This is a genomic window from Streptomyces sp. NPDC045899 (assembly GCF_056431485.1).
In genome coordinates, this window is sequence record NZ_JBWKKP010000002.1 from 110,805 (window position 1) to 135,789 (window position 24,985).

General features: G+C 71.9%; 23 protein-coding genes. 11 read left to right on the forward strand and 12 right to left on the reverse strand.

Translation table 11 applies throughout. The annotated features are described in order from the left end of the window. Positions 1-140: 140 nt before the first annotated feature. Positions 141-1,001, forward strand: coding sequence for a dihydropteroate synthase (folP, locus tag AC07FT_RS03015; RefSeq protein WP_471194000.1), 861 nt, complete (start codon positions 141-143; stop codon positions 999-1,001). A 19-nt stretch (positions 1,002-1,020) separates the two neighbouring features. Here the strand turns inward: folP and AC07FT_RS03020 are convergent, their stop codons facing one another. Together AC07FT_RS03020 and dapE are read right to left on the reverse strand one after the other, a co-directional pair. Then, the gene (locus AC07FT_RS03020) at positions 1,021-1,770 is read right to left on the reverse strand and encodes an LOG family protein (protein WP_254738173.1); all 750 of its coding nucleotides are present in this window, start codon (positions 1,768-1,770) and stop codon (positions 1,021-1,023) included. Positions 1,771-1,887: 117 nt separating this feature from the next. After that, positions 1,888-2,958, reverse strand: a complete 1,071-nt coding sequence (gene dapE / locus AC07FT_RS03025; protein WP_479173509.1) for a succinyl-diaminopimelate desuccinylase — start codon at positions 2,956-2,958, stop codon at positions 1,888-1,890. 109 nt (positions 2,959-3,067) lie between these two features. On the opposite strand from dapE, the gene AC07FT_RS03030 reads away from it, so the two are divergent. Then, a complete protein-coding gene (locus tag AC07FT_RS03030) occupies positions 3,068-3,976 on the forward strand; it encodes a VldE C-terminal domain-containing protein (RefSeq protein WP_479173511.1) in 909 nt (302 codons plus the stop codon). A 215-nt stretch (positions 3,977-4,191) separates the two neighbouring features. After that, on the forward strand, positions 4,192-4,689 hold the full coding sequence (locus AC07FT_RS03035; RefSeq protein ID WP_479173513.1) for an ATP-binding protein: 498 nt from the start codon (positions 4,192-4,194) through the stop codon (positions 4,687-4,689). Positions 4,690-4,778: 89 nt separating this feature from the next. On the opposite strand, the gene dapC is transcribed toward AC07FT_RS03035, so the two are convergent. Together dapC and fdxA are read right to left on the reverse strand one after the other, a co-directional pair. Next, complete coding sequence (gene dapC, locus AC07FT_RS03040) at positions 4,779-5,900, reverse strand: succinyldiaminopimelate transaminase (RefSeq protein ID WP_432040027.1); 1,122 nt, start codon at positions 5,898-5,900, stop codon at positions 4,779-4,781. A 153-nt stretch (positions 5,901-6,053) separates the two neighbouring features. After that, complete coding sequence (gene fdxA / locus AC07FT_RS03045; RefSeq protein WP_014054705.1) at positions 6,054-6,380, reverse strand: ferredoxin; 327 nt, start codon at positions 6,378-6,380, stop codon at positions 6,054-6,056. Positions 6,381-6,494: 114 nt separating this feature from the next. On the opposite strand from fdxA, the gene AC07FT_RS03050 reads away from it, so the two are divergent. Further along, complete coding sequence (locus AC07FT_RS03050) at positions 6,495-7,511, forward strand: GNAT family N-acetyltransferase (protein WP_479173515.1); 1,017 nt, start codon at positions 6,495-6,497, stop codon at positions 7,509-7,511. Positions 7,512-7,528: 17 nt separating this feature from the next. Further along, positions 7,529-8,365, forward strand: coding sequence for a transglutaminase family protein (locus AC07FT_RS03055; protein WP_479173516.1), 837 nt, complete (start codon positions 7,529-7,531; stop codon positions 8,363-8,365). Between the two features lie 28 nt (positions 8,366-8,393). Here the strand turns inward: AC07FT_RS03055 and AC07FT_RS03060 are convergent, their stop codons facing one another. From AC07FT_RS03060 to AC07FT_RS03085, 6 genes are all read right to left on the reverse strand, one after another. Beyond that, the gene (locus tag AC07FT_RS03060; protein WP_479173518.1) at positions 8,394-9,137 is read right to left on the reverse strand and encodes an ABC transporter permease; all 744 of its coding nucleotides are present in this window, start codon (positions 9,135-9,137) and stop codon (positions 8,394-8,396) included. Beyond that, positions 9,134-10,096 carry an ABC transporter ATP-binding protein gene (locus AC07FT_RS03065; protein WP_479173520.1) on the reverse strand — a complete coding sequence of 321 codons (963 nt, stop codon included), beginning with the start codon at positions 10,094-10,096 and terminating at the stop codon, positions 9,134-9,136. The genes AC07FT_RS03060 and AC07FT_RS03065 overlap by 4 nt, the downstream gene beginning before the upstream one ends. A gap of 157 nt (positions 10,097-10,253) precedes the next feature. Beyond that, a complete protein-coding gene (locus AC07FT_RS03070) occupies positions 10,254-12,434 on the reverse strand; it encodes a peptidoglycan binding domain-containing protein (protein ID WP_479173522.1) in 2,181 nt (726 codons plus the stop codon). A 196-nt stretch (positions 12,435-12,630) separates the two neighbouring features. Then, positions 12,631-12,999, reverse strand: coding sequence for a DUF6113 family protein (locus AC07FT_RS03075; RefSeq protein ID WP_479173524.1), 369 nt, complete (start codon positions 12,997-12,999; stop codon positions 12,631-12,633). After that, positions 12,996-13,880: an N-acetyl-1-D-myo-inositol-2-amino-2-deoxy-alpha-D-glucopyranoside deacetylase gene (mshB, locus tag AC07FT_RS03080; RefSeq protein WP_479173525.1), complete on the reverse strand. Its 885-nt coding sequence runs from the start codon at positions 13,878-13,880 to the stop codon at positions 12,996-12,998. Before mshB ends, AC07FT_RS03075 begins: the two co-directional genes overlap by 4 nt. A gap of 95 nt (positions 13,881-13,975) precedes the next feature. Further along, positions 13,976-14,170, reverse strand: a complete 195-nt coding sequence (locus AC07FT_RS03085) for a hypothetical protein (protein ID WP_176180810.1) — start codon at positions 14,168-14,170, stop codon at positions 13,976-13,978. A gap of 353 nt (positions 14,171-14,523) precedes the next feature. Here AC07FT_RS03085 and AC07FT_RS03090 point away from each other — a divergent pair, with 353 nt between their 5' ends. Further along, entirely contained in the window at positions 14,524-16,686 is a 2,163-nt protein-coding gene (locus AC07FT_RS03090) for a prolyl oligopeptidase family serine peptidase (RefSeq protein WP_479173527.1), read from the forward strand. Between the two features lie 37 nt (positions 16,687-16,723). On the opposite strand, the gene AC07FT_RS03095 is transcribed toward AC07FT_RS03090, so the two are convergent. Then, entirely contained in the window at positions 16,724-17,881 is a 1,158-nt protein-coding gene (locus AC07FT_RS03095; protein ID WP_479173529.1) for a hypothetical protein, read from the reverse strand. Between the two features lie 450 nt (positions 17,882-18,331). Between AC07FT_RS03095 and AC07FT_RS03100 the strand changes: the two genes are divergently transcribed. The 5 genes from AC07FT_RS03100 to AC07FT_RS03120 all read left to right on the forward strand — a co-directional run bounded on the left by AC07FT_RS03100 (position 18,332) and on the right by AC07FT_RS03120 (position 24,506). Continuing rightward, on the forward strand, positions 18,332-19,336 hold the full coding sequence (locus AC07FT_RS03100) for an ABC transporter permease (protein WP_479173531.1): 1,005 nt from the start codon (positions 18,332-18,334) through the stop codon (positions 19,334-19,336). A 72-nt stretch (positions 19,337-19,408) separates the two neighbouring features. Then, on the forward strand, positions 19,409-21,196 hold the full coding sequence (locus AC07FT_RS03105) for an ABC transporter substrate-binding protein (RefSeq protein WP_479173533.1): 1,788 nt from the start codon (positions 19,409-19,411) through the stop codon (positions 21,194-21,196). 103 nt (positions 21,197-21,299) lie between these two features. Further along, entirely contained in the window at positions 21,300-22,277 is a 978-nt protein-coding gene (locus AC07FT_RS03110; protein ID WP_479173534.1) for an ABC transporter permease, read from the forward strand. Between the two features lie 19 nt (positions 22,278-22,296). Continuing rightward, positions 22,297-23,388, forward strand: coding sequence for an ABC transporter ATP-binding protein (locus AC07FT_RS03115; protein ID WP_479173536.1), 1,092 nt, complete (start codon positions 22,297-22,299; stop codon positions 23,386-23,388). After that, positions 23,385-24,506: an ABC transporter ATP-binding protein gene (locus AC07FT_RS03120; RefSeq protein ID WP_479173538.1), complete on the forward strand. Its 1,122-nt coding sequence runs from the start codon at positions 23,385-23,387 to the stop codon at positions 24,504-24,506. The genes AC07FT_RS03115 and AC07FT_RS03120 overlap by 4 nt, the downstream gene beginning before the upstream one ends. A 7-nt stretch (positions 24,507-24,513) precedes the next feature. Here AC07FT_RS03120 and AC07FT_RS03125 read toward each other — a convergent pair whose 3' ends face one another. Beyond that, entirely contained in the window at positions 24,514-24,903 is a 390-nt protein-coding gene (locus tag AC07FT_RS03125) for a hypothetical protein (protein WP_479173540.1), read from the reverse strand. Between the last annotated feature and the right edge of the window lie 82 nt (positions 24,904-24,985).

A 24,985-nucleotide genomic window follows, 5' to 3' on the forward strand; every position in this document is an offset into this window, starting at 1 on the left:
TCGTCTCCCCGGGGGTGCATGGTTGAGTCTGTGCCCGACGGCCTCGACATCTGTCTGACCCGATCGTGCCATGCCCCCGGGACGGCTATCGTCGCTGCCCGCCCCCGGACAGAAGAACGCGAGAACGCGAAGGGACAAGCATGCTGCGGCTGGGACGACGTGAGTTCGGCGCCGACGAGCGGGTGATCATGGCGATCGTGAACCGGACGCCCGACTCCTTCTACGACCAGGGGGCGACCTTCCACGACGAGCCCGCGCTCGCCCGGGTCGAGCGGGCGGTCGCCGACGGCGCGGCCATCATCGACATCGGCGGGGTCAAGGCGGGCCCGGGGGACGAGGTGAGCGCCGAGGAGGAGACGCGGCGCACCGTCGGTTTCGTGGCCGAGGTGCGCAGGCGCCACCCGGATGTGGTGATCAGCGTGGACACCTGGCGGCACGAGGTGGGCGAGGCGGTCTGCGAGGCGGGCGCCGATCTGCTCAACGACGCCTGGGGCGGAGTGGATCCCCGGCTGGCGGAGGTCGCCGCCCGGTACGGCGCCGGACTGGTGTGCACCCACGCGGGCGGGGCCGAACCGCGCACCCGGCCGCACCGGATCGCCTACGACGACGTGGTGGCGGACATCCTGCGGGTCACCCTGGGGCTCGCGGAGCGCGCCGTGGAACTGGGGGTGCGACGGGACGGGATCATGATCGATCCGGGGCATGACTTCGGGAAGAACACCCGGCACTCGCTGGAGGCGACGCGGCGGCTCGGCGAGCTGGCGGAGACCGGCTGGCCGGTGCTGGTGTCGCTGTCCAACAAGGACTTCGTGGGCGAGACGCTGGACCGCCCGGTGAAGGAACGGGTGCTCGGCACCCTGGCCACCACCGCGGTCTCGGCCTGGCTCGGCGCCCGGGTCTACCGGGTGCACGAGGTGGCGGAGACCCGTCAGGTGCTGGACATGGTGTCGTCCATCGCGGGCCACCGGCCCCCGGCGGTCGCCCGCCGGGGACTGGCCTGAGGGTCCCGCGGGCGCCGGATCAGGCGCCGGACTCCTTGGTGACCAGATCGACCACCTCGTCGATGTCATCGGTCAGGTGGAACAGCTCCAGGTCCTGCGGGGACGCCTTGCCCTCCGCGATCAGCGTGTTCTCCAGCCAGTGGACCAGCCCGTGCCAGTAGGAGCTGCCGAACAGCACGATCGGGAAGCGGGTCACCTTCTTGGTCTGCACCAGGGTGAGCGCCTCGAAGCACTCGTCCAGGGTGCCCAGTCCGCCGGGCAGCACCACGAAGCCCTGCGCGTACTTCACGAACATCGTCTTGCGGACGAAGAAGTAGCGGAAGTTGACCCCGATGTCGACGTACGGGTTGAGCCCCTGCTCATAGGGCAGCTCGATGCCCAGGCCGACGGAGACGCCGCCCGCCTCGCTCGCGCCGCGGTTGGCGGCCTCCATGGCGCCGGGACCACCGCCGGTGATCACCCCGAAGCCCGCTTCGGCCAGCGCCCGGCCGATCCGCACCCCGGCCTCGTACTCCGGCGATCCCTCGGGGGTGCGGGCGGATCCGAACACACTGACGGCCTTGCCGAGCTCCGCCAGGGTGCCGAAGCCCTCGACGAACTCGGACTGGATGCGCAGTACGCGGAACGGGTCCTCGTGCACCCAGTGCGTGGCGCCCTGGGTGTCCAGCAGCCGCTGGTCGGTGGTACCGGGTCGCATCTGGTGACGACGGCGCACGACCGGGCCCAGACGCTGCTCGTGCAGCGCTCGCTCTTCCTCGGCGTTGCCCACTGTGTGCTCCCTTCGCCAAGATCTGCCAAAGATCTGAGATTCAGGGTAGGCCCCCGGAGCGGCGAACAGCCGACATCCGGGCCACGCTCACCCGGCGGACCGGCGGACCGCCGTTGATCAGCGGGTCAGCCAGGCCCGCAGCAGCTCCTCGGCCTCCAGCACCGCGGCGGTCGGCACATGCTCCTCACGGGTGTGCGCCAGCTTGGGATCGCCGGGTCCGTAGTTGACCGCGGGCACCCCGAGCGCCGAGAACCGGGCGACGTCGGTCCAGCCGTCCTTGGGGGCGAGCTCGGCGCCGAGGGTCTCGACGAACGCGGCGGCCGACGGATGGCTCAGACCGGGCAGGGCGCCGGGCGCGCTGTCGGTGACTTCCACCGCGAAGCCGTCGAAGACCTCGTGGACATGGGCCAGCGCCTGCTGCTCCGAACGGTCCGGGGCGAAGCGGTAGTTCACGGTCACGGCGCAGGAGTCGGGGATGACGTTGCCCGCGTGACCGCCCTCGACGCGTACCGCGTTGAGCCCCTCACGGTAGGTCAGCCCGTCGATCTCCACCCGCCGGGGCACGTAGCCGGCCAGCCGGGACAGGATCGGCGCGGCCTTGTGGATGGCGTTGTCCCCGAGCCAGCTGCGGGCCGAGTGGGCCCGCTTCCCCTCGGTGCTCACCCGTACCCGCAGGGTGCCCTGGCAGCCGCCCTCGACCTTCCCGTCGGTGGGCTCCAGCAGCACCGCGAAGTCGGCGGCCAGCCACTCGGGGTGGCGCTCGGCCAGCCGTCCCAGACCGTTGAGCTCGGCGGCGACCTCCTCATGGTCGTAGAAGACGAAGGTGAGGTCGCGGTTGGGGGCGGGCACCGTGGCCGCCATCCGCAGCTGTACGGCCACCCCGGACTTCATATCGGAGGTGCCGCAGCCCCACAGCACACCGTTGCCGTCCAGCCGGGAGGGCACGTTGTCGGCGATCGGCACGGTGTCCAGGTGTCCGGCCAGGATCACACGCTCCGCGCGCCCGAGGTCGGTCCGGGCGACCACGGCGTCCCCGTCCCGGTCGACGGTCAGGTGCGGAAGGGCCCGCAGCGCCTGCTCGACGGCGTCGGCGAGGGCCTTCTCGTCACCGCTGACCGAGGGGAAATCGACGAGCCGGGCGGTGAGCCGGGCCGCGTCCAGGGACAGGTCGAGGCGTGCGTGGTCCATACCCGCGACCCTAACGCGCGGGCCTTCCGCGGCCGCACCGCGCGTGGCCTTCCCCACCCCTCTCCGCTTCCCCGGCGGGGTGCCGGAGCCCTCCAGTAACGTGTGGCGCGTGCCCGCGTCCGTCCTCTCCAGCCGCCCCCGACTGCTCCGGGCCGCGGTCGGCTGTGCCGTTCTGCTGGGCCTGGCCGGGTATCTGGCGGCCCATGTGCTGACCGGGGGCGGCGGCCCGCCGCGCTGTGTGGTGCGCGCCGGTGGCGAGAGGGTGCTGCTGGCTCCCGAACAGGCCGCGAACGCGGCCTCGGTCGAGGCCGTGGCGGCCGCCCGCGGACTGCCGGAGCGCGCCGTCACCATCGCGCTGGCCACCGCGTTCCAGGAGTCGGGGCTGCGCACCATCCGCCACGGCGACCGGGACTCCGCCGGACTGTTCCAGCAGCGGCCCTCACAGGGCTGGGGCACCCGGGCGCAGATCCAGGACCCGGTCTACTCGGCGGGCAAGTTCTACGACCAGCTGGAGCGGGTCCCCGGCTACTCCCGGCTGCCGCTCACGGTGGCCGCGCAGCGGGTGCAGCGCAGCGGCTACCCGCAGGCGTACGCCAAGCACGAGACGGAGGCGGTGGTGCTGACCGCCGCGCTCACCGGTCGGGCGGAGGCCGCGTTCAGCTGTCCCGGTCCGCCGGACGACGGCACCGCGGGCGATCCGCGGCGGGTCGGCTCGGCGCTGGCACGGGAGTTCGGCCAGGAGGTACGGCCCCGGCTGGAGACCGCCGGACGGGGCGGCGGCAGACACGCCCCGGGCGCGCGCACGGTGCTGGTGCCGGTCCGCCCGGTGACCGCCCGGGGCGCGACGGCGGAGCGCGGCTGGGAATTGGCGTACTGGGCCGTGGCTCACTCGGACGGACTGCGTATCGAACGCGTCTCTTATGGAAAGCACGTGTGGAGCGCGGGGAATTCCGGGGACGGCTGGCGCATCTCACGGACGACTTCCGGAGCGGACGTCCGCCTCGTCATCGCGCGCTAGCGAGACGGGACACCGCAGCTCAGCGGGGGTGCTCAACCACCCCTGGGGGGACCGGGACACCGTGTGCGCCGCGAATGCGCACCGAGGCGAATTCCGGGACGCATTACTCATTCTTTACTTGGGGGCACCGCAACCTTCCCGCGGGCCACGTCGGTATGCACGGCGTCCGATCACTGGGCACTGCACGCCAATTGTCCCTCCGTCAAAGGAGCATCATGTCCCTCCCTCTCACGCGTCGGATCGCTCGGGCCGCGCTGGTGGTCGCCGCCGGCGCCGCTCCCGTGGTCGCCGCCGCCGGCGCCGCGAGTGCGGCGGAAGCTGCCCTGCCGCAGCCCAAGCTGGGCGGACTGAGCGCCCTGGACACCGCATCCGTCGACCAGGTCGCGGACATCGCCTCGCAGCAGATCGGGAGCACGGCGGGCGACGTCGGCGGCAAGGCCGGACGCACCGTCACGGAGGTTCTGCCGGGCAAGGCCGCTCCGGCGTCCCCGGTCCAGCACGCGAAGACCCTCCCGGCCAAGGCCACCCCGGCCAAGGGCAAGGCCGCCAAGGGCGCCCACGCCAAGGCCAAGGGCGGCGCGCACGCCAAGGGCAAGGCCACCAAGCCCGCTCCGCGGACCCCCCAGGCTCCGCTGCAGGCGCCGAGCCCCGAGGGCCAGGACCTGCCGATCAAGGGCCTTCCGCTGGGCGGCCTGCCGGTGATCGGCGGCTGATCACCCGCGCCGTGCACCACGGGGGCCCGGGGAGTGTGCACTCCCCGGGCCCCCGTGCCGGTCGTCCGTTCCGCTCCGCGGTGTGCCCGTCAGGCCGTCAGCCGGCGGACCGCCGCCGCCACCCGCTCATCGGTCGCGGTGAACGCGATCCGTACGTTCCGCTCGCCCGCCGGGCCGTAGAAGTCGCCCGGCGCCACCAGGATGCCCCGTTCGGCGAGGGCGCCGACGGTCTCCCAGCACGGCTCGTCCCGGGTGGCCCACAGGTACAGCGACGCCTCGCTGTGCTCGATCCGGAAGCCGAAGCCCTCCAGCGCCGGGCGCAGCGCGGCACGGCGCCGCTCATAGCGCTCCCGCTGCTCGGCCACGTGCTTGTCGTCGGCGAGCGCCGCGACCGTGGCTGCCTGCACCGGGGCGGGCACCATCATCCCGCCGTGCTTGCGGATCTTCAGCAGCTCGCCGAGCACCGTCTCGTCACCGGCGAGGAACGCCGCGCGGTAGCCCGCCAGATTGGAGCGCTTGGACAGCGAGTGGACCGCGACCAGTCCCTCGAAGCTGCCGCCGGAGATCTCCGGGTGCAGCACCGACCGCGGATCGGCCTCCCAGCCCAGTTCGAGGTAGCACTCGTCGCTGACCAGCAGCACCCCGTGCTCCCGGGCCCAGGCGACGGCCGCCCGCAGCTCCTCGGCCGACAGCACCCGGCCGGTGGGGTTGGACGGGGAGTTCAGCCACAGCAGCTTGAGCCCGGCCGGGTCGAGCCCGGCGCCCGCGGCACCGCCCGCGAAGACCTCCACGTCGTACGGCACCGGTTCGGCGCCCGCCAGCCGCGCGCCCACCTCGTAGGTCGGGTAGGCCAGCCGCGGGAAGGCCACCCGGTCCCCGGCGCCGAGTCCCAGCTGCGCGGGGAGCGAGGCCACCAGCTCCTTGGAGCCGACCACCGGGAGCACCTCGGTGTGGCGGACCCCGGTGGCGCCCAGCCGCCGCTCCACCCAGCCGGTGAGCGCGTCCCGCAGCGCGGCGGTCCCCCAGACGGTGGGGTAGCCGGGGCTGTCGGCGGCACCGGCCAGGGCCCGCTGGACCGCGTCCGGGACCGGGTCGACCGGCGTGCCGACCGAGAGGTCGACGATGCCGTCGGGATGGGCCGCGGCGGTCGCCTTGTACGGTTCGAGCCGGTCCCACGGGAAGACCGGGAGACGGGCGGAGACGGGTGGCACGGGTGGCTCGCTTTCGTCGCAGTCAGCCCGGTCGGACCGCCGGGAAACCCGGTGGCCCCCCGGGAGAAACAGACCGGCCCCGCAGGCCGCAGGCCGTACGGGACCGAGGGCTGCGCCCGGGGCCCGTGAACGGGGCCCGGCGCGGGAGCGGACTTACTCGTCGTGCTCCTGCGGCGGCAGGGCGGCGATGAAGGGGTGGTCGCGCTCGATCAGACCGAGCTTGCTCGCGCCACCGGGCGAGCCGAGCTCGTCGAAGAACTCGACGTTCGCCTTGTAGTAGTCCTTCCACTCCTCCGGAGTGTCGTCCTCGTAGAAGATGGCCTCGACCGGGCAGACCGGCTCACAGGCTCCGCAGTCGACGCATTCGTCCGGGTGGATGTACAAGGACCGCTGGCCCTCGTAGATACAGTCGACGGGGCACTCCTCGATGCACGCCTTGTCCTTCAGGTCGACACAAGGCTGCGCGATGACGTAGGTCACGCTGTCGTTCCTCCTCGTTAGGGCTGCTATCGCGCGGGAGCGCGGCGTCGTCGATGCCCGCACCTAGTATCGCCGTTCCAGGGCACCAGACGCACATGAGGGGCTGACACAGCTGTGGATTTCACCACCGGCGGACGTCTCGAGGTCCGGATCACCCCAGCTGACGTGGGCAAACGCGTATCGGTGCGGCTTTTGACCGGGGCGGCCGACCCGCACGCGACCTTCACCGACGTGGTCGGAGTTCTCACATCGTGGACCCACGATGTGCTGTGTGTCACCCGGCGCTCCGGGGAGGCCGTGCGGATCGCGCGGTCCTCGCTGGTGGCGGGGAAGGTGGTGCCCGCCGCGCCCGCCCGCCGCCGGGGCCCGGCCGCGAGCGCGCGCGAGCTGGACCGGGTGGCCGCGCGCGGCTGGCCGGCGGTGGAGAGCGAGGCCCTGGGCGACTGGCTGCTGCGGGCCTCCGGCGGTTTCACCCGGCGGGCCAACTCCGTGCTGGCCACCGGCGACCCGGGGCTGCCGCTGGACGCCGCGCTGGACCGGGTGACCGCCTGGTACGGCGAGCGCGGACGGCCCGCGTACCTCCAGCTGAGCACCGGTGCCGAGGACACCCAGGAACTGCTGGCCGCCGAACTGGACGCGCGCGGCTGGACCAGGGAGGTCTCCGCGCAGGTGCGGATCGCGGGTCTGGCACCGGTCGCCGACCAGGACGCGGACATCTCGGCGGTGACGCTCTCCCGCCACATCGACGACGCCTGGCTGGCCCGCTACCAGCGCTCCGCCGCCCCCTCCCCCGAAGTGCGGGCGGTGCTCTCCGGCGGCCCCTCGGTGTGGTTCGCGACGATAGGCGGCGCGGCCGGGGACGAGATCCCCGCCGCGATCGGACGGTTGGTGGTGGACGGCCGGTGGGCCGGGTTCGCGGCGGTGGAGGTCGCCCCGGAGCGGCGGCGGCAGGGGCTCGCCGGAGCGGTGATGACCGCACTGGCCCGCAAGGCGCTGGAGGAGGGCGCCTCGGCGGCGTACCTCCAGGTCGAGACGGACAATGAAGGTGCCCACGCGCTGTACGAGGACCTGGGCTTCACCATCCACCACACCTACCATCACTGGCGCGCCCCGCACGGCGACGCCCACTGAGCGGGTACCGGATCACCATGCCGCGCAGCGACGAGACCTCCCGACACCGGCGATTCGCCGAGGCGGCCCGTGAGGAGCGCCCCGATCTGGCCCTGTTGTGCCTGCTGGTGGGGATGGAGGCGGACCCCGGTCTGGACGAGGACGGTCTCGACCGGGCGCAGATCGAGCTGGACCGGCTGGCCGGTCTGGTGCCCTTCTCCCCCGGCGGGCCCGAGGGCTGGGCCGCCGCGCTGGCGCGGGTGCTCGGCGGGGAGCACGGCTTCCGGGGCTCCGGGGCCGACTACCGGCGGCTGGAGTCCTCACTGCTGCACGAGGTGCTGGAGCGCCGCCGCGGACTGCCGATCCTGCTGTCCGTGGTGTGGATCGAGGTGGCGCGGCGGGCGGGCGCACCGGTGTACGGGGTGGGTCTGCCGGGCCATTTCGTGGTGGGCTTCGGCGATCCCCACGGACACCATGTGCTGGTCGATCCGTTCGACGGGGGCCGGACGCTGTCGTCCGAGGACGCGGCGACGCTGGTGGCGGGCGCCACGGGCACCCCGCTGGCGCCGTCGATGCTCAGCCCCTCCACCCCGCTGGACATCGTGCTGCGGATCCTCAACAACATCCGGGCCTGGGCCGCCGCCCGCCCCGAGCGCACCGATGTGCGGCTGTGGGCGGTCGAGCTGTCGCTGCTGCTGCCCAGCCACCCCGCCCGGCTGCGCTATGAGCGGGCCCAACTGCTGGTCGAGCGGGGTGAGTTCGTCGCGGGGGCGAAGGAGCTGGAGAGTTACGCGGAGGTGGTGGCCGCGGTGGAACCCGAGGCGGCGGAGGCGGTGCGGCGCCAGGCGCGCGCGGCCCGCGCGATGCTCAACTGAACGACCGGGCCCGGCCGGACGGCGGTCGTCAGGCCCTGCGGGTGTCCTTGCGGTACAGCCACGCCGCCGCGCCCGCGAAGAGCGCCAGGTAGCCGGCGAGCAGCGCGATGTCCTCGGCGTGCGGCGCGTCCCCCACCTCGATGGCCTGGCCCAGCGCCGCGTACGCGTGGGTGGGCAGGTAGCCGGCGATGTCCTGGAGCCACCGGGGATAGGCCGTGGCCGGCATCCACAGACCGCCGAGGATCGACAGACCGAAGTAGATGATCATCGTCAGCGGCCGTACGGCGTCCCCGGAGGCCAGATAGCCGATGGCCACCCCCAGCGCGGCGAAGACCAGGGACCCCGCCCAGATCGCGCCGGTCAGCGCGAACCACTGCCAGGGGGCGTCCATCCGTACGCCCTTGGTGACGGCGGCCACGACGAAGACGACCACGATCGACGGCAGGGTCGCGACCGCGGCCGCCGCGATCTTCGCCAGGACGTAGCCGCGCCCCGGCAGCGGGGTCAGCCGCAGCTGGCGCACCCAGCCGCCCTCGCGCTCCTTGGCGATCCGCTCGCTGTTGCCCATCAGGGCGGCGGTGAGCGCCCCGAAGGAGGCCATCGCGACGGTGTAGTACAGCGGCATCGTCAGATCGGTGTGCGGGACGAGCGCGGTGCGCCCGGCGGTGCCCGCGATCATCAGGAACAGCGCCGAGGGGTAGATCACCGTGAAGAACATGAACTTCTTGTTCCGCAGGGTGCGCTTGATCTCGAGGGCGACCAGGGTCTTCATCGGGTCGCCTCCTTCCGCGTCGCGGCGTCGGTGAGGGTGAGGAACGCCTGCTCCAGGCCGAGTCCGGCGACCTCGAGACCGCGCGGGTAGAGCCCGAGGGCGTAGAGCGCGTGCACCGTGGCGTCCGCGTCGGTGGAACGGATCCGCACGGTCCGGCCCGAGATCTCGATCTCGCCGAGCGCGGGCAGACCGCGCAGCGCCGCCTCGTCTGCCGGGGCGTCCAGGGTGAAGGAGATCCGGCGGGCTCCGGCCATCGCCTTGATCTCGGCCGAGGAGCCGTCGGCCAGCACCCGGCCGCGGTGCAGCACGATCACCCGGTCGGCGATCGCGTCCGCCTCCTCCAGGTAGTGGGTGGCGAAGAGGATGGTGCGGCCCTCCGCCGCCTGGGCCCGCATCGCGCCCCAGAAGGTCTGCCGGGCCGCGACGTCCATCCCGGTGGTCGGCTCGTCCAGCAGGATCAGATCGGAGGCGCCCGCGGTGGCGAACGCGAACCGGACCCGCTGTTCCTGACCGCCGGAGAGCCTGTCGACCTTGCGGTCGGCGATCTCGGTGATCCCCGCCCGCTCCAGCACCCGGTCCACCGGATGGCCCTGGGGGTGCAGATCGCAGGCGAGGCCCACCAGCTCCCGTACGGTGACCTCCTCCATCAGGGCACCGCTCTGCAGCATCGCGCCCACCCGGCCGCGGGCGATGGCCTGCCGCGGGGTGGTGCCGAAGACCTCGATGCGGCCGGAGTCGGGGTGGCGCAGGCCGAGCAGCAGATCGAGGGTGGAGGACTTGCCCGCGCCGTTGGGGCCGAGCAGGGCCACCGTCTCCCCCGGGTGGAGGGTGAGGTCGAGTCCGTCGACGGCGCGGACGTCGCCGTAGTTCTTGGTCACCCGCTCGAAGCGGACGACGGGGGCGGGGTCCGCGGCGCGCTGTGCGGCGCCGGACGCGGACGGTGCGGTTCTCGCGGTCATGGGCCCAAGCCTCGCCGACGGCCGCGTGCGCCCGGCAGGGTCAGCGGTCGTGACCTGGGGATGACAGATGTCACGGTCCGGCGCCGGGAGGGGCGGACATGCGACGGCCCCCGCCCGGTGCCGGGCGGGGGCCGCTGCGCGAGCCTGGGGTACGGACTCAGTTCGGCGTGGTGTCGATGACCCCGACGCGCTCCGAGGCTGTCTTGCCGACCAGCGCCTTGCTGAGCGCCACGACCACGTCCTGCGGGCTGACCGGCTTCTTGGAGCCGTTGCCGCGCTCGATCAGCACCCCGTCGAAGGTGGCGCCGTAGAGCTGCTTGAGCACCTCGAGGTCGTAGTGCTCCACCAGCTTGCCCTTGACCACCCGCATCGAGAGGATCTTCGGCAGCGACCGCTCGGGGCTGAACTGCAGCGAGTGCGCGGGGTCGGTCTGCACGGTGACCAGACCGGACATCGCGGGCTTGGCGAAGGTCTTCATCTTGCTGTCGACCGCGGCCTTGCTCACCGTCGGCTGCTTGACGCTGACCGGCAACGTGATGGCCTGGTCCTTGCCGGTCTCGGCCCGCTGGCGGTAGGCATCGGAGACGGCGCTGACCGCCTGGTCGACGTCGAGCGCCTTGCCCGCCTTGCCGTACACCGGGACGGCGCGGCCGGAGGCGAAGCTGATGCCGCCCTCGCGGGCGGTGCCCGAGGTGCCCGCGAGCCGCTCCAGGGCGTCCCGCAGCTTCTCCTCGTCGACCGTCACCTCGGGTTCGGCGTCATGGGTGCCGCCGAAGAGCGAGCCGATGACCGTGACCGGGTTGTAGTCACGGCCCGCGACGTTGCGGACGGTGGTCTCGGTGTCCAGGGCCAGCCCCGCCACGGACGGTTTGATCTCCTTCTGCTCGCCGTCCACCGACACCTTCAGCGGAGCGGTGGTGCGCTTGCCGAGCGTGGAGTCCAGCTTGTCGACGGCGGCCTCCTTGGAGGTTCCGCCGATGTCGACGCCGAGCACCATGGTGCCGTTGGGGACGTCCGCGTGGTTCATCACCAGGCCCGCGCCGTACGCACCACCGGCGACGACGACCAGCAGGGCGCCCAGCATGACCAGCTTGGAGCGGCCCTTCTTCTTCGGCTTCCCGGCCGCGGGGGCGGAGGGTGCCGTGCTGCTCGGCGGGGCGCTGTCCCCGGCGGGCGCGGCGGGACCGCCTCCGGCGGGCGGGGACGGCGGCCTGCTGTCCAGCGGGGGCACCACGGGCACCCCGCTGACCAGCGTGTCGCTGGAGATCTGCTCGGGCGGCACACCGCCGCCCGGGGTGGGGTCGGGATCGCGGAACAGCGGACGGTCACCGTCCGCGCCGCCGCTCAGCGGGCCGGTCCCGGTGGTGGCGCCCAGGCTGCCGGACATCGGCGAGCCGGACGGCGGGGTCGGGGGCTGTCCGGCCGGGCCACCGCCGTGGCCGAGCGGACCCACTCCGCCGGGGGGCGTGCGCTGGTCGCTGTCGAACGGATTGTCGAACGGACCACCCGGCGGGGGCGGCAGCTCGTCATCGCGCGGTCCGCCGCCGAGACCGGGCGGCATCAGCATGTCGCCGGTGGCCGGGCCGGTGGTCGCGCTGTTCGGCCGCGGGTCGCCCGGGAAGCCGCCGCCCGCGGGGGCGTCGGTGAAGTACGGCAGATCGGCGGTCGGGTCGCCGCCCGCCTGAGGCACGGGAAAGCCCTGCGTGGTCTCGGGCGACGGCGGCACGGGGAAGCCCTGTGTCGTCTCCGGTCCGGCGGGCGCGGGGAAGCCCTGTGTCGTCTCGGGCCCGGCGGGCGCGGGGAACGCCTGCGTGGTCTCCGGTCCGGGGGGCGCGGGCGGCCGCGGGATGTTCCCGGTGGACGAATTGCTCCTGGGCTTGCGCGGCGCGAACCAGTCACTGGTGCGCTCGCCGTCCCCCTTGGCGCCCCTGCCGTCCGCACCGTCGGCGCCGGTCTCGGCCGGAGCGGCCTCCGGCGCGGCGGCGGCCTCGGGCCGCGGAACGGCGCCGGTGCGTTCGTCGGGACTGTCGTCCTCGCCGGAGCGGGGGGACGGAACGCTGTCCTCCCCGACGGGCTTGCGCATGACGACCGGGGGGATCGGCCGGGAACCGGGGATGTTGATCCGGATCCGGGTCGTCAGCGTGGTCTCGGTCTTCGGTTCCTCCGGCTTGGCCCCGGCACCCGCGTCGCCGTCGCCGGATACGCCCTGCGGGGCCTCCTGCGTCCGGTTCAGCGATCCGGACTGGCGGGATCCGTACGGCGGGGTGCCCGACGGGTAGGCGGCACCGCCGCTTCCCCCCCGGGGCCCGGAGGACGAACTGTCAGATTCACGGCTCAAAGCAGGTTCTCCCAGTTAGCTCCGCCGCCCGTCAGACCTCGCGCGGGCGGCTCGGCGGCGCGCACCACCTTACTGGGCGCCGCGGTGGCGCACTTGACGGCCGTCGTATCGCCGCCGTGGCACGCTCTTCGGACAGCGCCGGGCGACGAGGATGCGTCACGCGCGCCCAGGGGACGTACACGACGGAAACGTCACGTCACTTACCAAGTCGGGCGGACCGCGCGGCCGGTTGCGGAACCAGCGGCAACGTGGCGCAGATCACACCGGCGAACATCCCACCCAGCAGGAAGACATACGAGCCCAGTCCCGCGCCGAAGAGGAAGTCCCCCTCCGGGCGCGTCGAGGTGAGCAGCAGCACGGTGACCGTCCAGGCCCCGGCGGGCACTCCACCGCCCATCCGGGTGGCGGTGGCCTTGAGCCCGCCGTAGCAGAGCGCCACCACGCCGAGCAGCGCGAGCAGCAATCCGCCGGGGAACCAGGCACCTTGGACCAGCGCGCCCGCGAGACCCACGAGCACGCCCATCACGGCGAGCAGGACGTACGCGCCCAGACGTGCGGCGTTCATACGCCCACCCCCGCGAAGAGGTCGTCCTCGCGGTCCGCGGCGGCCTCACCCCGGACGAGCCGATAGTGCTCACGGACGAAGAGCGGCTGACCCAGGTCGTTGGAGAGGGCGAAGAAGGGCCCGTCCACCACGATCTGGGTGGCGTGGGCGCGCATGGCCGCGGCCTTCGCCGCCGCGTGGCCGCCACCGTCGACGACCGCGGTCACCTCGGCGTCGTCCACCACACCGGGCACGTCGTCGACCGACGCGATACCCGGGAACGGCGACTCCCGGCCCGCCGCCCGCAGCCGGGCGAAGCCCTCCTCGACCGCCGAGCGCGGCACACAGTTCCAGTAGACCTTGGCGATCTCGTGGGGGGCGCCCAGCCCGGGGCCGAAACCGGCGTCCGCGGCCAGCTGATGAGCGCGCATCGCGACACGGTGGGCCTGGATGTGGTCGGGGTGGCCATAGCCCCCGTTCCGGTCGTACGCGATCATGACCTGGGGCCGGACCTCGCGGATCACGGCCACCAGATGGCCCGCGGCCTCATCGAGGTCGGCCTGCCAGAAGCACTCCGGGCGGTCGTTCTGCGGAACGCCCATCATCCCCGAGTCGCGGTAGCGGCCGGGTCCGCCGAGGAAGCGGTGGTCCTCGACGCCCAAGGCCGCCATCGCCGCGGTCAGTTCGCCGATCCGGTGGGGCCCCAGCGTGTCGTCGCGGTCGGCGGCGAGATGCGCCAGATCGGGCGGGATGACCTCGCCCTCTTCACCGAGGGTGCAGGTCACCAGCGTGACGTGGGCACCCTCGGCGGCGTACTTCGCCATGGTCGCGCCGTTGTTGATCGACTCGTCGTCCGGATGCGCATGCACCAGGAGCAGACGACGGACGGGAAGAGCGGTCATGGGCACAGCCTACGATTCGCACACCCGTGCCCATGGGGCGCGGCACCGCGCCCCCTCCGCCCTCCACGGCCGGGCGGCCGTCCGACCCCCGGGGGTCAGAGATCCACGTCACCGATCATGTCCGCCACATTGGTGGTGAGGTCGTCGATCGTCGGTGCCACCGACGAGCTGGCGAGGTAGAAGCCGAGGAGCACACAGATGATCGCGTGCCCCGCCTTCAGCCCTGCCTTGTTGACGAGCATGAAGACGATGATCAGCAGCAGCACTACCAGTGAAATCGAGAGCGCCACAGCGGCTCACCTCCAGGTACACGCGCTCGGACGGACAACATTATTGATGCCACGGGGGCCCTACCCACTATGCGCAATCGATCATAACTATGGGCGCGTGCGCACGACTCGGTGCACGGGAGCATGACAGGGGCGCATGCCTGATTGCACTAACTGCCGTGCTGGCGAGGTCACTTCACGCTGGTTATGCGCCATATCGGGGCCGCCCGGGCTGGCTTGATCCGGGCATCCGCGCGGCCGGACCGTGCCGTCGGCAAGCGGCGCCGGCCGGGTCCGCGCCACCGGTGGTCCGGCCGGACCACCGATCGGGCCGTCCGGCCCCTGGAGATCAACCGGACACGTACGCTCGCCCTATGACCGGACAGCTCTCGTTCCCTCGGCAACACGCGCGCACCCAGCGCTTCACCCTCGGGGCGCCCCGGGCCCTCGCCGTGGCCCCCGACGATGCGCGCGTCGTCTTCCTGCGGTCCCGCACCGGCACCGACCGGACGGGGCTGCTGTGGGTGTACGACCTCGACGAGGGCCGGGAACGCCCGGTCGCGGATCCGGCGGAGCTGCTCGGCGGCGCCGAGGAGGAGCTGTCCGCCGAGGAGCGGGCGCGGCGCGAACGCAGCCGTGAGGGGTCGGCCGGAGTGGTCGGCTACGCGGTGGACGCGGCCGTGGAGCTGGCCGCCTTCTCCCTCTCCGGGCGGCTGTTCACCGCCGATCTGACCGGTGGCACCAGCCGTGAACTGCCGGTTCCGGGCCCGGTGGTGGATCCCCGGCCGTCCCCCGACGGCCGTCACATCGCCTATGCGGCGGGCGGTGCGCTGCGGGTGACCGGCGCCGACGGCGAGGGCGACCGGGCGCTCGCCGTACCGGAGGGCGACACCATCACCTACGGTCTCGCGGAGTTCATCGCGGCCGAGGAGATGCACCGCTCGCGTGGCCACTGGTGGTCCCCCGAGGGGGACGCGCTGCTGGTGGCGCGGGTGGACGACGCCCCGGTGCGGCGCTGGTGGATCGCCGACCCGGCGCACCCCGACCGGGAGCCCGCCGAGATCGCCTACCCGGCCGCCGGCACGCCCAACGCCGAGGTGCGGCTGGTGCTGCTGGGTCTCGACGGCTCCCGTACGGAGGTCGAATGGGACCGGCAGCGCTACCCCTACCTGGCCCAGGTGCACTGGTCGGCCTACGGTCCGCCGCTTCTGCTGGTCCAGGCGCGGGACCAGCGCAGCCAGCTCTATCTGGCCGTGGACACCGAGTCCGGACGGACCAGCACGGTCCATGTCGACGAGGACGCGGTTTGGCTGGATCTTTTCCCCGGGGTTCCGGCGTGGACGCAAGATGGTCGGCTCGTGCGGATCGCGGACGAGGCCGGCGCCCGGGTGCTGATGGTCGGCGACCGCAAGCTCACCTCCGGTGCCCTCCATGTGCGCGCGGTCCTCGGCATCGGCGAGGACGATGTGCTGTTCTCCGCCTCCCCCGGGGCCGGGGCGGGCCTTCCCGAACTGCCCGGTGAGATCGATGTCTACCGCGCCTGGTTCCGCGGCAGCGGCGACCAGGGCGGCTGGGAGCCGGTCGGAAAACGGCCGTTCCCCGCGGTGCACTCCGCCACGCGCGGCGGCGAGGTGGTCGCCCTGTCCTACGCGGGTCTGGAGCGGCCCGGGACCCGGGTGGAGATCCTCCGGCCCGGGGACCGCGGCACGGCCGAGCCGCTCGCGCAGATCGCCTCGTACGCGGAAGCGCCGGTGCTCACCGCCCGCCCGCAGCTGGTCTTCGCGGGCAAGCGCGACATCCCCTGCGCGGTGCTGCTGCCGACCGGCTACCGCGAGGGCGACGGTCCGCTTCCGGTGCTGATGGATCCGTACGGCGGCCCGCACGGCCAGCGCGTGGTGGCCTCCCACAACGCCTATCTGACCTCGCAGTGGTTCGCCGACCAGGGCTTCGCGGTGATCGTGGCCGACGGCCGCGGCACCCCGGGCCGCTCCCCCGGCTGGGAGAAGGCGGTGCGCGACGACCTCGCGGCGGTCTCGCTGGAGGACCAGGTGGAGGCGCTCACCGCGCTGGCCGGGAGCCATCCGCTGGATCTGACCAAGGTGGCCATCCGCGGCTGGTCCTACGGCGGCTATCTCGCCGGACTCGCGGTGCTGCGCCGCCCCGATGTCTTCCACGCGGGGGTGGTCGGCGCCCCGGTGACCGATCTGCGGCTGTACGACACCCACTACATGGAGCGGTACCTCGGCCGGCCGGACGAGCAGCCCGCGGTCTACGCCGAGAACTCGCTGGTGACCGATGAGGGGCTGTCCGGCGCGGCGGAGACCGTGCGGCCGATGATGATCGTCCACGGGCTGGCGGACGACAACGTGGTCGTCGCGCACAGCCTGCGGCTGTCCTCCGCGCTGCTGGCCGCGGGCCGTCCCCATGAGGTGCTGCCGCTGTCCGGGGTGACCCATATGACCCCGCAGGAGCAGGTCGCGGAGAATCTGCTGCTGCTCCAGGTGGAGTTCCTCAAGCGATCCCTGGGGCTGGGCTAGCGGACACCGCCGCCCGGAGCCCCTGGCCCGCCCGCCGCTACCAGCCCGGTGGCGGCGGGGGCGGGGGTGCCGCCGGCGGCGGCGGTGCGGACGGCGGGGCGGCGGGCCGCGGCGGGGCATAGCCGCCGGTGTCGTAGCCGGAGTCATAGCCGGTGTCGTAACCGCCGTACGGACTGTCGGCGTAACCGCCCGGGCCGCCCTGGCCATAGCCGTAGCCATAGCCATAGCCCCCGCCGTGGCCCCCGTACGCCGGGGCCGGCGGCGCGGCCGGCGGGCGCTGCGCCAGCACGACGAGCGCGATCAGCCCGGCCAGCGCCTGGAAGAAGGCGGTGAGCACGGTGAGCACGCCCACCACCGGCAGCTCGTCGAGGTGGTCGAGGAAGTCCAGCTTGATGTAGAGCGAGACGGTGCTGACGCCCTCACCCAGCAGCAGCGCACCCGCCGTCATCCCCAGCGGCCGGGACAGCGGCGCCCGCGCCAGCGCGGCACCGGCGGCGGCCAGCGCCAGGGCGATCACCGCCCATGCCGTCCAGGCCCCCGGCGCGGCCAGCAGGCTGATCAGGCTGTACTTACCGCTGAGCAGGTTCTTGTAGGCGTCCCAGCCCCGCTCCTGCGCCCAGTAGATCTGCCAGGCGCCGAGCGCCACCCCGATGACGCCCAGGAAGAGCGCCGCGGTGACCGCGGCACCCGGTCCGGGCCGCCCCGGCGGCTGCTCGGCCGGCCCTCCGGGACCGCCGGGCGGATCAAGATCGGCGGGACGGCGGGCGGCGGCCACCGTGGCCAGCAGCAGCCCGCCCAGCACCACACCGGCCCACGCGGTGATCTCGGCGCGGGTCTTGAGGTCGTCCGGGATGCCCTGCATCCAGTCGGCGTCCAGGTTCCACAGGCTCGGCAGCCGCACCGCCACGGTCACCACCGCCGCCGTGCCGAGCGCGCCCGCGGCGGACGGGGACCGCAGGGCGGTGAGCCCGACGGCCGCGTAGACCCCCAGCAGGATCAGATCGAGCAGCGAGGAGCCGAAGACCGAACCGGAGGCCCGGAACGGCATCCCCGCCCAGGTCCACCACAGCTGGTCCGACTCCTCGGCCTTGTCCACGTCGCGGATGATCCACGCCAGCGAGATCATCCCGAGTACCGCACAGACGAGCGCGCCGAAGACGCGCGCTCCGCGGGTGAGTATCCGTCCCTGCCCCATAGCCGTAGGTCTGCCCCACCTGATACCCCGGCCAACCGTCATGGCAGGAAGTGACCCACGGAATGTGACCGGCCGGGGCGACATGGCACGCCCCGGCCGGTCCACGGCACCCGCACGGCCGTACGCGTCCAGTCTGGCGCGTCCGTATATCGGTGTTGCGACAGTGAAGTTGCCCGTGTGTTAAGGCGGTTGGGGCGCATACACCACCGTTTGCCCTCGTTGACTGATCACTGTCAAGCACATGGTCGCGTCGATCTGCCAAATGTTCGCTCAAGACTGGGACGACCGGCGGATCAGCCCTCGTACGCATCTTGACTGGGCTGTTCATGGGTTGCGACAGTCCGCTCAACCCGACACGCACGCACGACCACGGTGGGCGGGGAACAGCGATACGACGCGCGTGGACAACGGGCGTCGACGGTGTGACACCAGTGCGGGGGGCGTTACGCGATGACGAGTCCATCCCAGACCGGCGTGGTCGAGAAGGCCGCACCGGCGGCGGAGGGCGAGGCTCCGGCCGGACTGGCGCCCCGTCAGCTGATGTGGCGGCGGTTCCGGCGCGACCGGACCGGGATGGTCTCCGCCGGTGTGGTGCTGTTCTTCTTCCTGGTCGCACTGCTGGCACCGCTGATCTCGACGCTGTACGGCAAGGATCCGTACACCACCTACGGTCTGGACCGCCCCGAGCTGCTGGACCCCCTCACCGGCTATCCGATGAAGCCCAACGGCGGGATCGACGGCGAGTTCTGGTTCGGCATCGAGCCCAAACTGGGCCGCGACGTCCTGATGCAGCTGGTCTACGGCATCCGTACCTCGCTGCTCATCGGACTGGCCGCGACCGTGCTGTCCACGCTCACCGGCATCGTCATCGGTGTGGTCGCGGGGTACCTGGGCGGGCGTACCGACTACTTCCTGGGCCGGCTGATCGATCTGCTGCTGTCCTTTCCGCAGCAGCTGTTCTTCGTCGCCTTCATGCCGGTGGTCACCGCGCTGTTCGTCAGCCCGCAGAAGGAGACCCCCACCTATTTCCGGGTGACCGCCCTGGTGCTGGTGCTGTGGCTGCTGGGCTGGATGCAGCTGGCCCGACTGCTGCGCGGCCAGGTGCTCTCCCTGCGGGAGCGGGAGTTCGTCGAGGCGGCCAAGGTGACCGGCGCGTCGCCTTGGCGGATCGTCCGCAAGGAGCTGCTGCCCAACCTCGGCACCCCGATCCTGGTGCAGGCCACCCTGATGCTCCCGAACTTCGTGACGACCGAGGCGGCGCTGTCCTTCCTCGGAGTGGGCATGGTCGAACCGACCCCCGACTGGGGCCGGATGTTCGCCAAGGGCGCCAACTTCTACGAGGGCGACATCACCTACATGTTCTTCCCCGGCATCGCCATGGTGGTCTTCGTGGTCGCCTTCAACCTGCTCGGGGACTCGGTCCGGGACGCGATGGACCCCAAGACCACGCGCTGATCCGGGCCGGAGATACGGCAGAGGCAGATAACGGCAGAGTGTTCCGTCCGACGAGGCAGGTGCATGACCACCATGACGTTGAACCACAGGCGCAGAGCCCGCACATTCACCGTCGCCCTGGCCGCGGGGGCCCTGGCGCTGGCCGGATGCAGCAGCGGAGGCGGCTCGGACCCCAAGGAGTCCAAGGAGCCGAAGATGACCTCCCAGGGCATCACCCTGGGCACCCCCGCCGACTCCACGGGCCCCGCCAAGGAGCTGCCGGGCGCGCGGAAGGGCGGCACGGTCACGGTGCTCCAGCGGGACGCGTTCGAGCATCTGGACCCGGGGCAGATCTATGTCAGCGATGAGCTGATCATGCAGACGCTCTACAACCGCACCCTGACCAACTACCGGATCGACGACAAGACGGGGAAGGTCAAGCTGGTCGGCGACCTCGCCACCGATACCGGCAAGTCCTCCGACGGCGGCCGCACCTGGACCTACACCCTCAAGGACGGGCTGAAGTTCGAGGACGGGTCGCCGATCACCTCCAAGGACGTCCGGCACGCGGTCGAACGGCTCTACGCCCCGTTCCAGACCAACGGCCCGACCTACCTCCAGCAGTGGCTCTCCGGAGACGGCCAGAAGTACCGCAAGGCGCTGCCCGACGGCCCGTACAAGGGCAAGCACCTGCCCAAGACGGTGCTGGACACCCCGGACGACAAGACCGTGATCTTCCACTTCGACCAGCCGCGCGCCGAGGTGCCCTTCGCGGTGGCCATGCCGAACATCGGCGCGGTTCCGCCGGAGAAGGACACCAAGGAGAAGTACGACAAGGCACCGGTGGCCTCCGGCCCGTACAAGATCAAGGACTTCAAACCGGGCAAGGGCGTCCAGTTCGTCAGGAACCCGCACTGGGACCCCAGGACCGACTCGATACGCCACCAGTACGTCGACACCTATGACGTCTCCTTCGGCCACCAGTGGGTGGACTCCACCCGGCGGCTCCAGGCCGCCAAGGGCGGTGACCGGAACGGGATGACGTTCACCAACGCGGTCGACCCCTCACAGATCTCCACGGTCCTCAAGGACAAGGAGGCGATGGCCCGGTCGATGACCGAGACGCAGCCCTATGTGGATGTCGTTTCGATCAATACCGATCGCGTCAAGAACAAGAAGGTGCGCGAGGCAATCGCCTGGGCCTTCCCCAGCGGCCAGTACCTCCAGCAGTTCGGCGGACCGAAGGCCGGTGAGATCGGCGGCGGACTGGTCGGCCCCACGCTCAAGGGGTACGACACCTCCTTCGACCCGTTCCAGAAGCGGAAGTACCCCGGCGGCAACGCCAAGAAGGCCCGGGAGCTGCTGAAGGCGGCGGGCGAGGACGGCTACGAGCTGGTCTACGGCTACGGCAACGGTGACACCCACCAGGACGCCGCGGTGGTCGTCGAACGAGCCCTGGAGCGCGCCGGGTTCACGGTCCAGAAGAAGGAGATCGACCAGAGCACCTACTACACGCAGATCGGCAAGGTGGACAACAAGTACGACCTCTACCGGTCCTCGTGGGGTGCCGACTGGCCCTCCGCCTCGACGGTGGTCCCCCCGCTCTACGACGGCAAGAACGTCTACGACGACTCCGCGAACTACTCCCATCTCGATGTCCCGTGGATCAACAAGGAGATCGGCCGGGTGGAGAAGGTCAGCGATCTGAACCGGGCCACCGCCGAGTGGATGAAGCTCAGCGAGAAGATCTTCACCAAGGAGGTGCCCGCGGTGCCGACCTTCTACAACCGGCTGTTCACCCTGTGGGGCCCGGGTCTCGGCGGAGTGAAGTGGAACGCGGTCTACGGGGCCGTGGACCCCACGGCCGTCTTCGTGAAGTAGCAGCGGCCGCACCGGAGCCCGGCCGCGCCGCGCGTACGCCGCCGTCAGCGGCGGCCGCGGGGCGCGGCCGGGGCCCCGCACCTACCGGAAGATCCCCGACGCCATGTTGAGATTCCTCGCCCGCCGGACCCTCGGCGCGATCGTGATCCTCCTGCTGATCAGCGCGATCACGTTCTTCCTCTTCTTCGCCCTGCCCGCCGAACCCGCGCGGCTCGCCTGCGGCAAGAACTGCGACCCGACATCGCTCGCGATCATCAACAAGAACCTCGGTCTTGACCAGCCGGTCCCGGTCCAGTACGCGAAGTTCATGGTGGGGATCTTCCTGGGGCGCGACTTCGCCGTCGGACACTGCGACGCCCCCTGCTTCGGCTACTCCTTCGTCAGCCAGGAGCCGGTGTGGGGCACCATCGTGGACCGCTTTCCGACCACCCTGTCGCTGGCCGTCGGCGGTGCCGCGGTGTTCCTGGTGTTCGGCGTCGGCATCGGCATGATCGCCGCCTGGCGGCGCGGCACCTGGGTGGACAAGTTCGTCAGCTCGCTGTCGCTGCTCGGCGCGTCCATGCAGATCTACTTCGTCGGGGTGCTCTGTCTCGCCTGGTTCGTCAGCGGCCTCGGGATCATGGAGCAGCCCGCGTATCACTCCGTCACCGACAATCCGGCGAAGTGGTTCAGCGGGATGCTGCTGCCCTGGCTGGTGCTCTCACTGATCTTCATGGCCAACTACAGCCGGATGACCCGCTCCCAGATGGTCGAGCAGTTGCAGGAGGACCACGTCCGCACGGCCCGTGCCAAGGGGCTGTCCGGCCGTACGGTGTTCTTCCGCTACGCCTGGCGCGGCGCCATCGCCCCCATCGTCACCATCTTCGGCATCGACCTCGGATCGCTCTTCGGCGGGGCGATGGTCACCGAGTACACCTTCACCCTGCACGGCATCGGACGGCTGGCGGTGGAGTCCGTGCAGCTGACCGATCTGCCCATGCTGATGGGCGTGATGCTGGTCAGCGCCGCGGCCATCGTGGTGTTCAACATCCTGGTCGACGCCGCCTACGCCTTCATCGATCCGCGCGTGCGCCTCGCCTGACGACCCCGGAGCTGACGAGATGACCACCCTCACCGAGCCGGACGACGGCGCGGCGACGCCCCCGCCGGAGGCCCCCGGCTCCGCCTTCCTCTCCGTACGCGACCTGTATGTCCGCTTCTCCACCGAGGACGGCGTGGTCAAGGCCGTCGACGGCCTCTCCTTCGACCTCGAACGCGGCCGGACCCTCGGGATCGTCGGTGAGTCCGGCTCCGGCAAGTCCGTCACCAACCTCACCGTGCTGGGGCTGCACGATCCGCGCACCACCGAGGTCCGCGGGGAGATCCGGCTCGACGGCCGGGAGCTGACCGGGGCACCGGAACGCACCCTGGAGACACTGCGCGGCAACACCATGGCGATGATCTTCCAGGATCCGCTGACCGCGCTGTCGCCGTACTACACGGTGGGACGGCAGATCGCCGAACCGTTCCGCAAGCACACCGGCGCGTCGAAGCGCGAGGCGCGCTCGCGCGCGGTGGAGATGCTGACGAAGGTCGGCATCCCCAACCCCGCGCTGCGGGTGGACGACTATCCGCACCAGTTCTCCGGCGGGATGCGCCAGCGCGCGATGATCGCCATGGCGCTGGTCTGCAACCCGGACCTGCTGATCGCCGATGAGCCGACCACCGCCCTCGACGTCACGGTCCAGGCCCAGATCCTGGATCTGCTCAAGGACCTCCAGCAGGAGTTCGGCTCCGCGATCATCCTCATCACCCACGATCTGGGCGTGGTCGCCAACACCGCGGACGACCTGCTGGTGATGTACGCGGGCCGGGCGGTGGAGCGGGGCACCGTCCGCGAGGTGCTGCGGGCGCCCCGGCATCCGTACACCTGGGGGCTGCTGGGGTCGATGCCCCGGCTCTCCTCCGATGTCGACGCACCGCTGAACCCCATCCCCGGCACCCCGCCGAGCCTGCTCAAGCCCCCGGCGGGCTGTCCCTTCCACCCCCGGTGCGCCTTCACCGGCGAGGTGGAGGGGGCGCGGTGCCACACCGAGCGGCCGGTGCTGCCGGAGCGCCGGGGCGGCGCCTGTCACCTCACGGACGAGCGGAAGCAGACCCTCTTCACCGAGCAGATCAAGCCCCGGCTGGGGCTGGGGAGCCGTCAACCATGACCACTGCGCCGGACGCCTCGCCGACCGAGACGGGGGAACCCCTCCTGGTCGCCGAGAAGCTGACCAAACACTTCCCGATCATGGGCGGCTTCCCGATCCGGCGGAAGGTCGGGGCCGTCCAGGCGGTCGACGGGGTGGACCTGACCGTACGCGCGGGTGAGAGCTTCGGCCTGGTCGGCGAATCCGGCTGCGGCAAGTCCACCACCGGACGGCTGCTCACCCGGCTGCTGGAGCCCACCGCCGGAACGCTCCGCTACCGGGGCCGGGACATCACCCACGCAGGCCGCAAGGAGCTGGCGCCGATCCGCTCCGAGATCCAGATGATCTTCCAGGATCCGTACTCCTCGCTGAACCCCCGGCAGACCGTCGGCGCCATCATCTCCGGTCCGATGGAGATCAACGGCATCCGCCCGACGGGCGGCCGGGAGGCGCGGGTGCGCGAGCTGCTGGAGACCGTCGGGCTCAACCCCGAGCACTACAACCGGTTTCCGCACGAGTTCTCCGGCGGTCAGCGGCAGCGCATCGGCGTCGCGCGCGCACTCGCCCTCGAACCCAGGCTGATCGTGGCCGACGAACCGGTCTCGGCGCTGGATGTGTCCATCCAGGCGCAGGTCGTCAATCTGCTCCGGCAGCTCCAGCGCGACCTGGGCATCGCCTTCCTGTTCATCGCCCATGACCTGGCCGTGGTGCGGCACTTCTCACAACGGGTGGCGGTGATGTACCTGGGCAAGGTGGTGGAGGTCGGTGACCGCGACTCCATCTACCGACGGCCCCGGCACCCGTACACCCACGCGCTGCTCTCCGCGGTGCCGGACGCGGAGACCGTCCTCGCCGACGGGGACGACGGGGCACCGGCCGCCCGCCGGGAGCGCATCCGGCTCGCCGGGGACGTCCCCTCCCCCATCCGGCCGCCCTCGGGCTGCCGCTTCCGCACCCGCTGCTGGAAGGCCCAGGACCTCTGCGCCCGTCAGGAGCCCCCGCTGCTGCGTCTGGACGGCAGCCACGAGGGCCACCTGTCCGCCTGCCACTTCCCCGAGGCCCCCACCCTGGACGCCCGGGTCCAGGACATCGTCCTGGACCCGGGCCTGCTCGCGGCGGAGGACATCGGCAAGGACTGACGAGGGCCTATCTGGTGGACGCGACGGTGTACGAGGCCCAGGGCACCTCACACGGCGAACGGTGCCCGGGATCCGGGCAGATGACCCGTACCAGCTCCGCGCGCACCTCCTCGACCCCGCCCGCGGCGGGGCCCAGCGCCACCCGGATCTCCCACACGGCCCGCGCCCCGGGGTCCGCCCCGGGGTGGGTCAGCCGCCACTGCTCCACGAGGTCCTCGTGGAACACGCCGATCGGCCCACCACCGACGCCCGTGGACTCCCCGGCCCCGAGCACCGACACCCGGTGCTCCGCCCCTCGCGCCACCAACACCCGCCCGCACGCCGCGGCCAGTGCGGCGGCGGCCTTGTCGGTCGCGTAGAGGCCGAGCCGGATCTCCACGGATGGGTCATCGTCCATAGGTACGACGGTAGTTCATGACGCCCCGCGCCGGCCGCCGCCGGCCGGGAGTCATCGCACCCGGGGCGGTCACTAGGGTGGC

What these genes read in the sequence shown, in the direction of transcription:
- folP (WP_471194000.1), top strand. Translation starts at nt 141, where the DNA reads ATGCTGCGGCTGGGACGACGTGAGTTCGGCGCCGACGAGCGGGTGATC.
- dapE (WP_479173509.1), bottom strand. Translation starts at nt 2,958, where the DNA reads ATGGACCACGCACGCCTCGACCTGTCCCTGGACGCGGCCCGGCTCACC.
- AC07FT_RS03035 (WP_479173513.1), top strand. Translation starts at nt 4,192, where the DNA reads ATGTCCCTCCCTCTCACGCGTCGGATCGCTCGGGCCGCGCTGGTGGTC.
- AC07FT_RS03055 (WP_479173516.1), top strand. Translation starts at nt 7,529, where the DNA reads ATGCCGCGCAGCGACGAGACCTCCCGACACCGGCGATTCGCCGAGGCG.
- AC07FT_RS03060 (WP_479173518.1), bottom strand. Translation starts at nt 9,137, where the DNA reads ATGAAGACCCTGGTCGCCCTCGAGATCAAGCGCACCCTGCGGAACAAG.
- AC07FT_RS03065 (WP_479173520.1), bottom strand. Translation starts at nt 10,096, where the DNA reads ATGACCGCGAGAACCGCACCGTCCGCGTCCGGCGCCGCACAGCGCGCC.
- AC07FT_RS03075 (WP_479173524.1), bottom strand. Translation starts at nt 12,999, where the DNA reads ATGAACGCCGCACGTCTGGGCGCGTACGTCCTGCTCGCCGTGATGGGC.
- mshB (WP_479173525.1), bottom strand. Translation starts at nt 13,880, where the DNA reads ATGACCGCTCTTCCCGTCCGTCGTCTGCTCCTGGTGCATGCGCATCCG.
- AC07FT_RS03090 (WP_479173527.1), top strand. Translation starts at nt 14,524, where the DNA reads ATGACCGGACAGCTCTCGTTCCCTCGGCAACACGCGCGCACCCAGCGC.
- AC07FT_RS03095 (WP_479173529.1), bottom strand. Translation starts at nt 17,881, where the DNA reads ATGGGGCAGGGACGGATACTCACCCGCGGAGCGCGCGTCTTCGGCGCG.
- AC07FT_RS03100 (WP_479173531.1), top strand. Translation starts at nt 18,332, where the DNA reads ATGACGAGTCCATCCCAGACCGGCGTGGTCGAGAAGGCCGCACCGGCG.
- AC07FT_RS03105 (WP_479173533.1), top strand. Translation starts at nt 19,409, where the DNA reads ATGACGTTGAACCACAGGCGCAGAGCCCGCACATTCACCGTCGCCCTG.
- AC07FT_RS03110 (WP_479173534.1), top strand. Translation starts at nt 21,300, where the DNA reads ATGTTGAGATTCCTCGCCCGCCGGACCCTCGGCGCGATCGTGATCCTC.
- AC07FT_RS03115 (WP_479173536.1), top strand. Translation starts at nt 22,297, where the DNA reads ATGACCACCCTCACCGAGCCGGACGACGGCGCGGCGACGCCCCCGCCG.
- AC07FT_RS03120 (WP_479173538.1), top strand. Translation starts at nt 23,385, where the DNA reads ATGACCACTGCGCCGGACGCCTCGCCGACCGAGACGGGGGAACCCCTC.
- AC07FT_RS03125 (WP_479173540.1), bottom strand. Translation starts at nt 24,903, where the DNA reads ATGGACGATGACCCATCCGTGGAGATCCGGCTCGGCCTCTACGCGACC.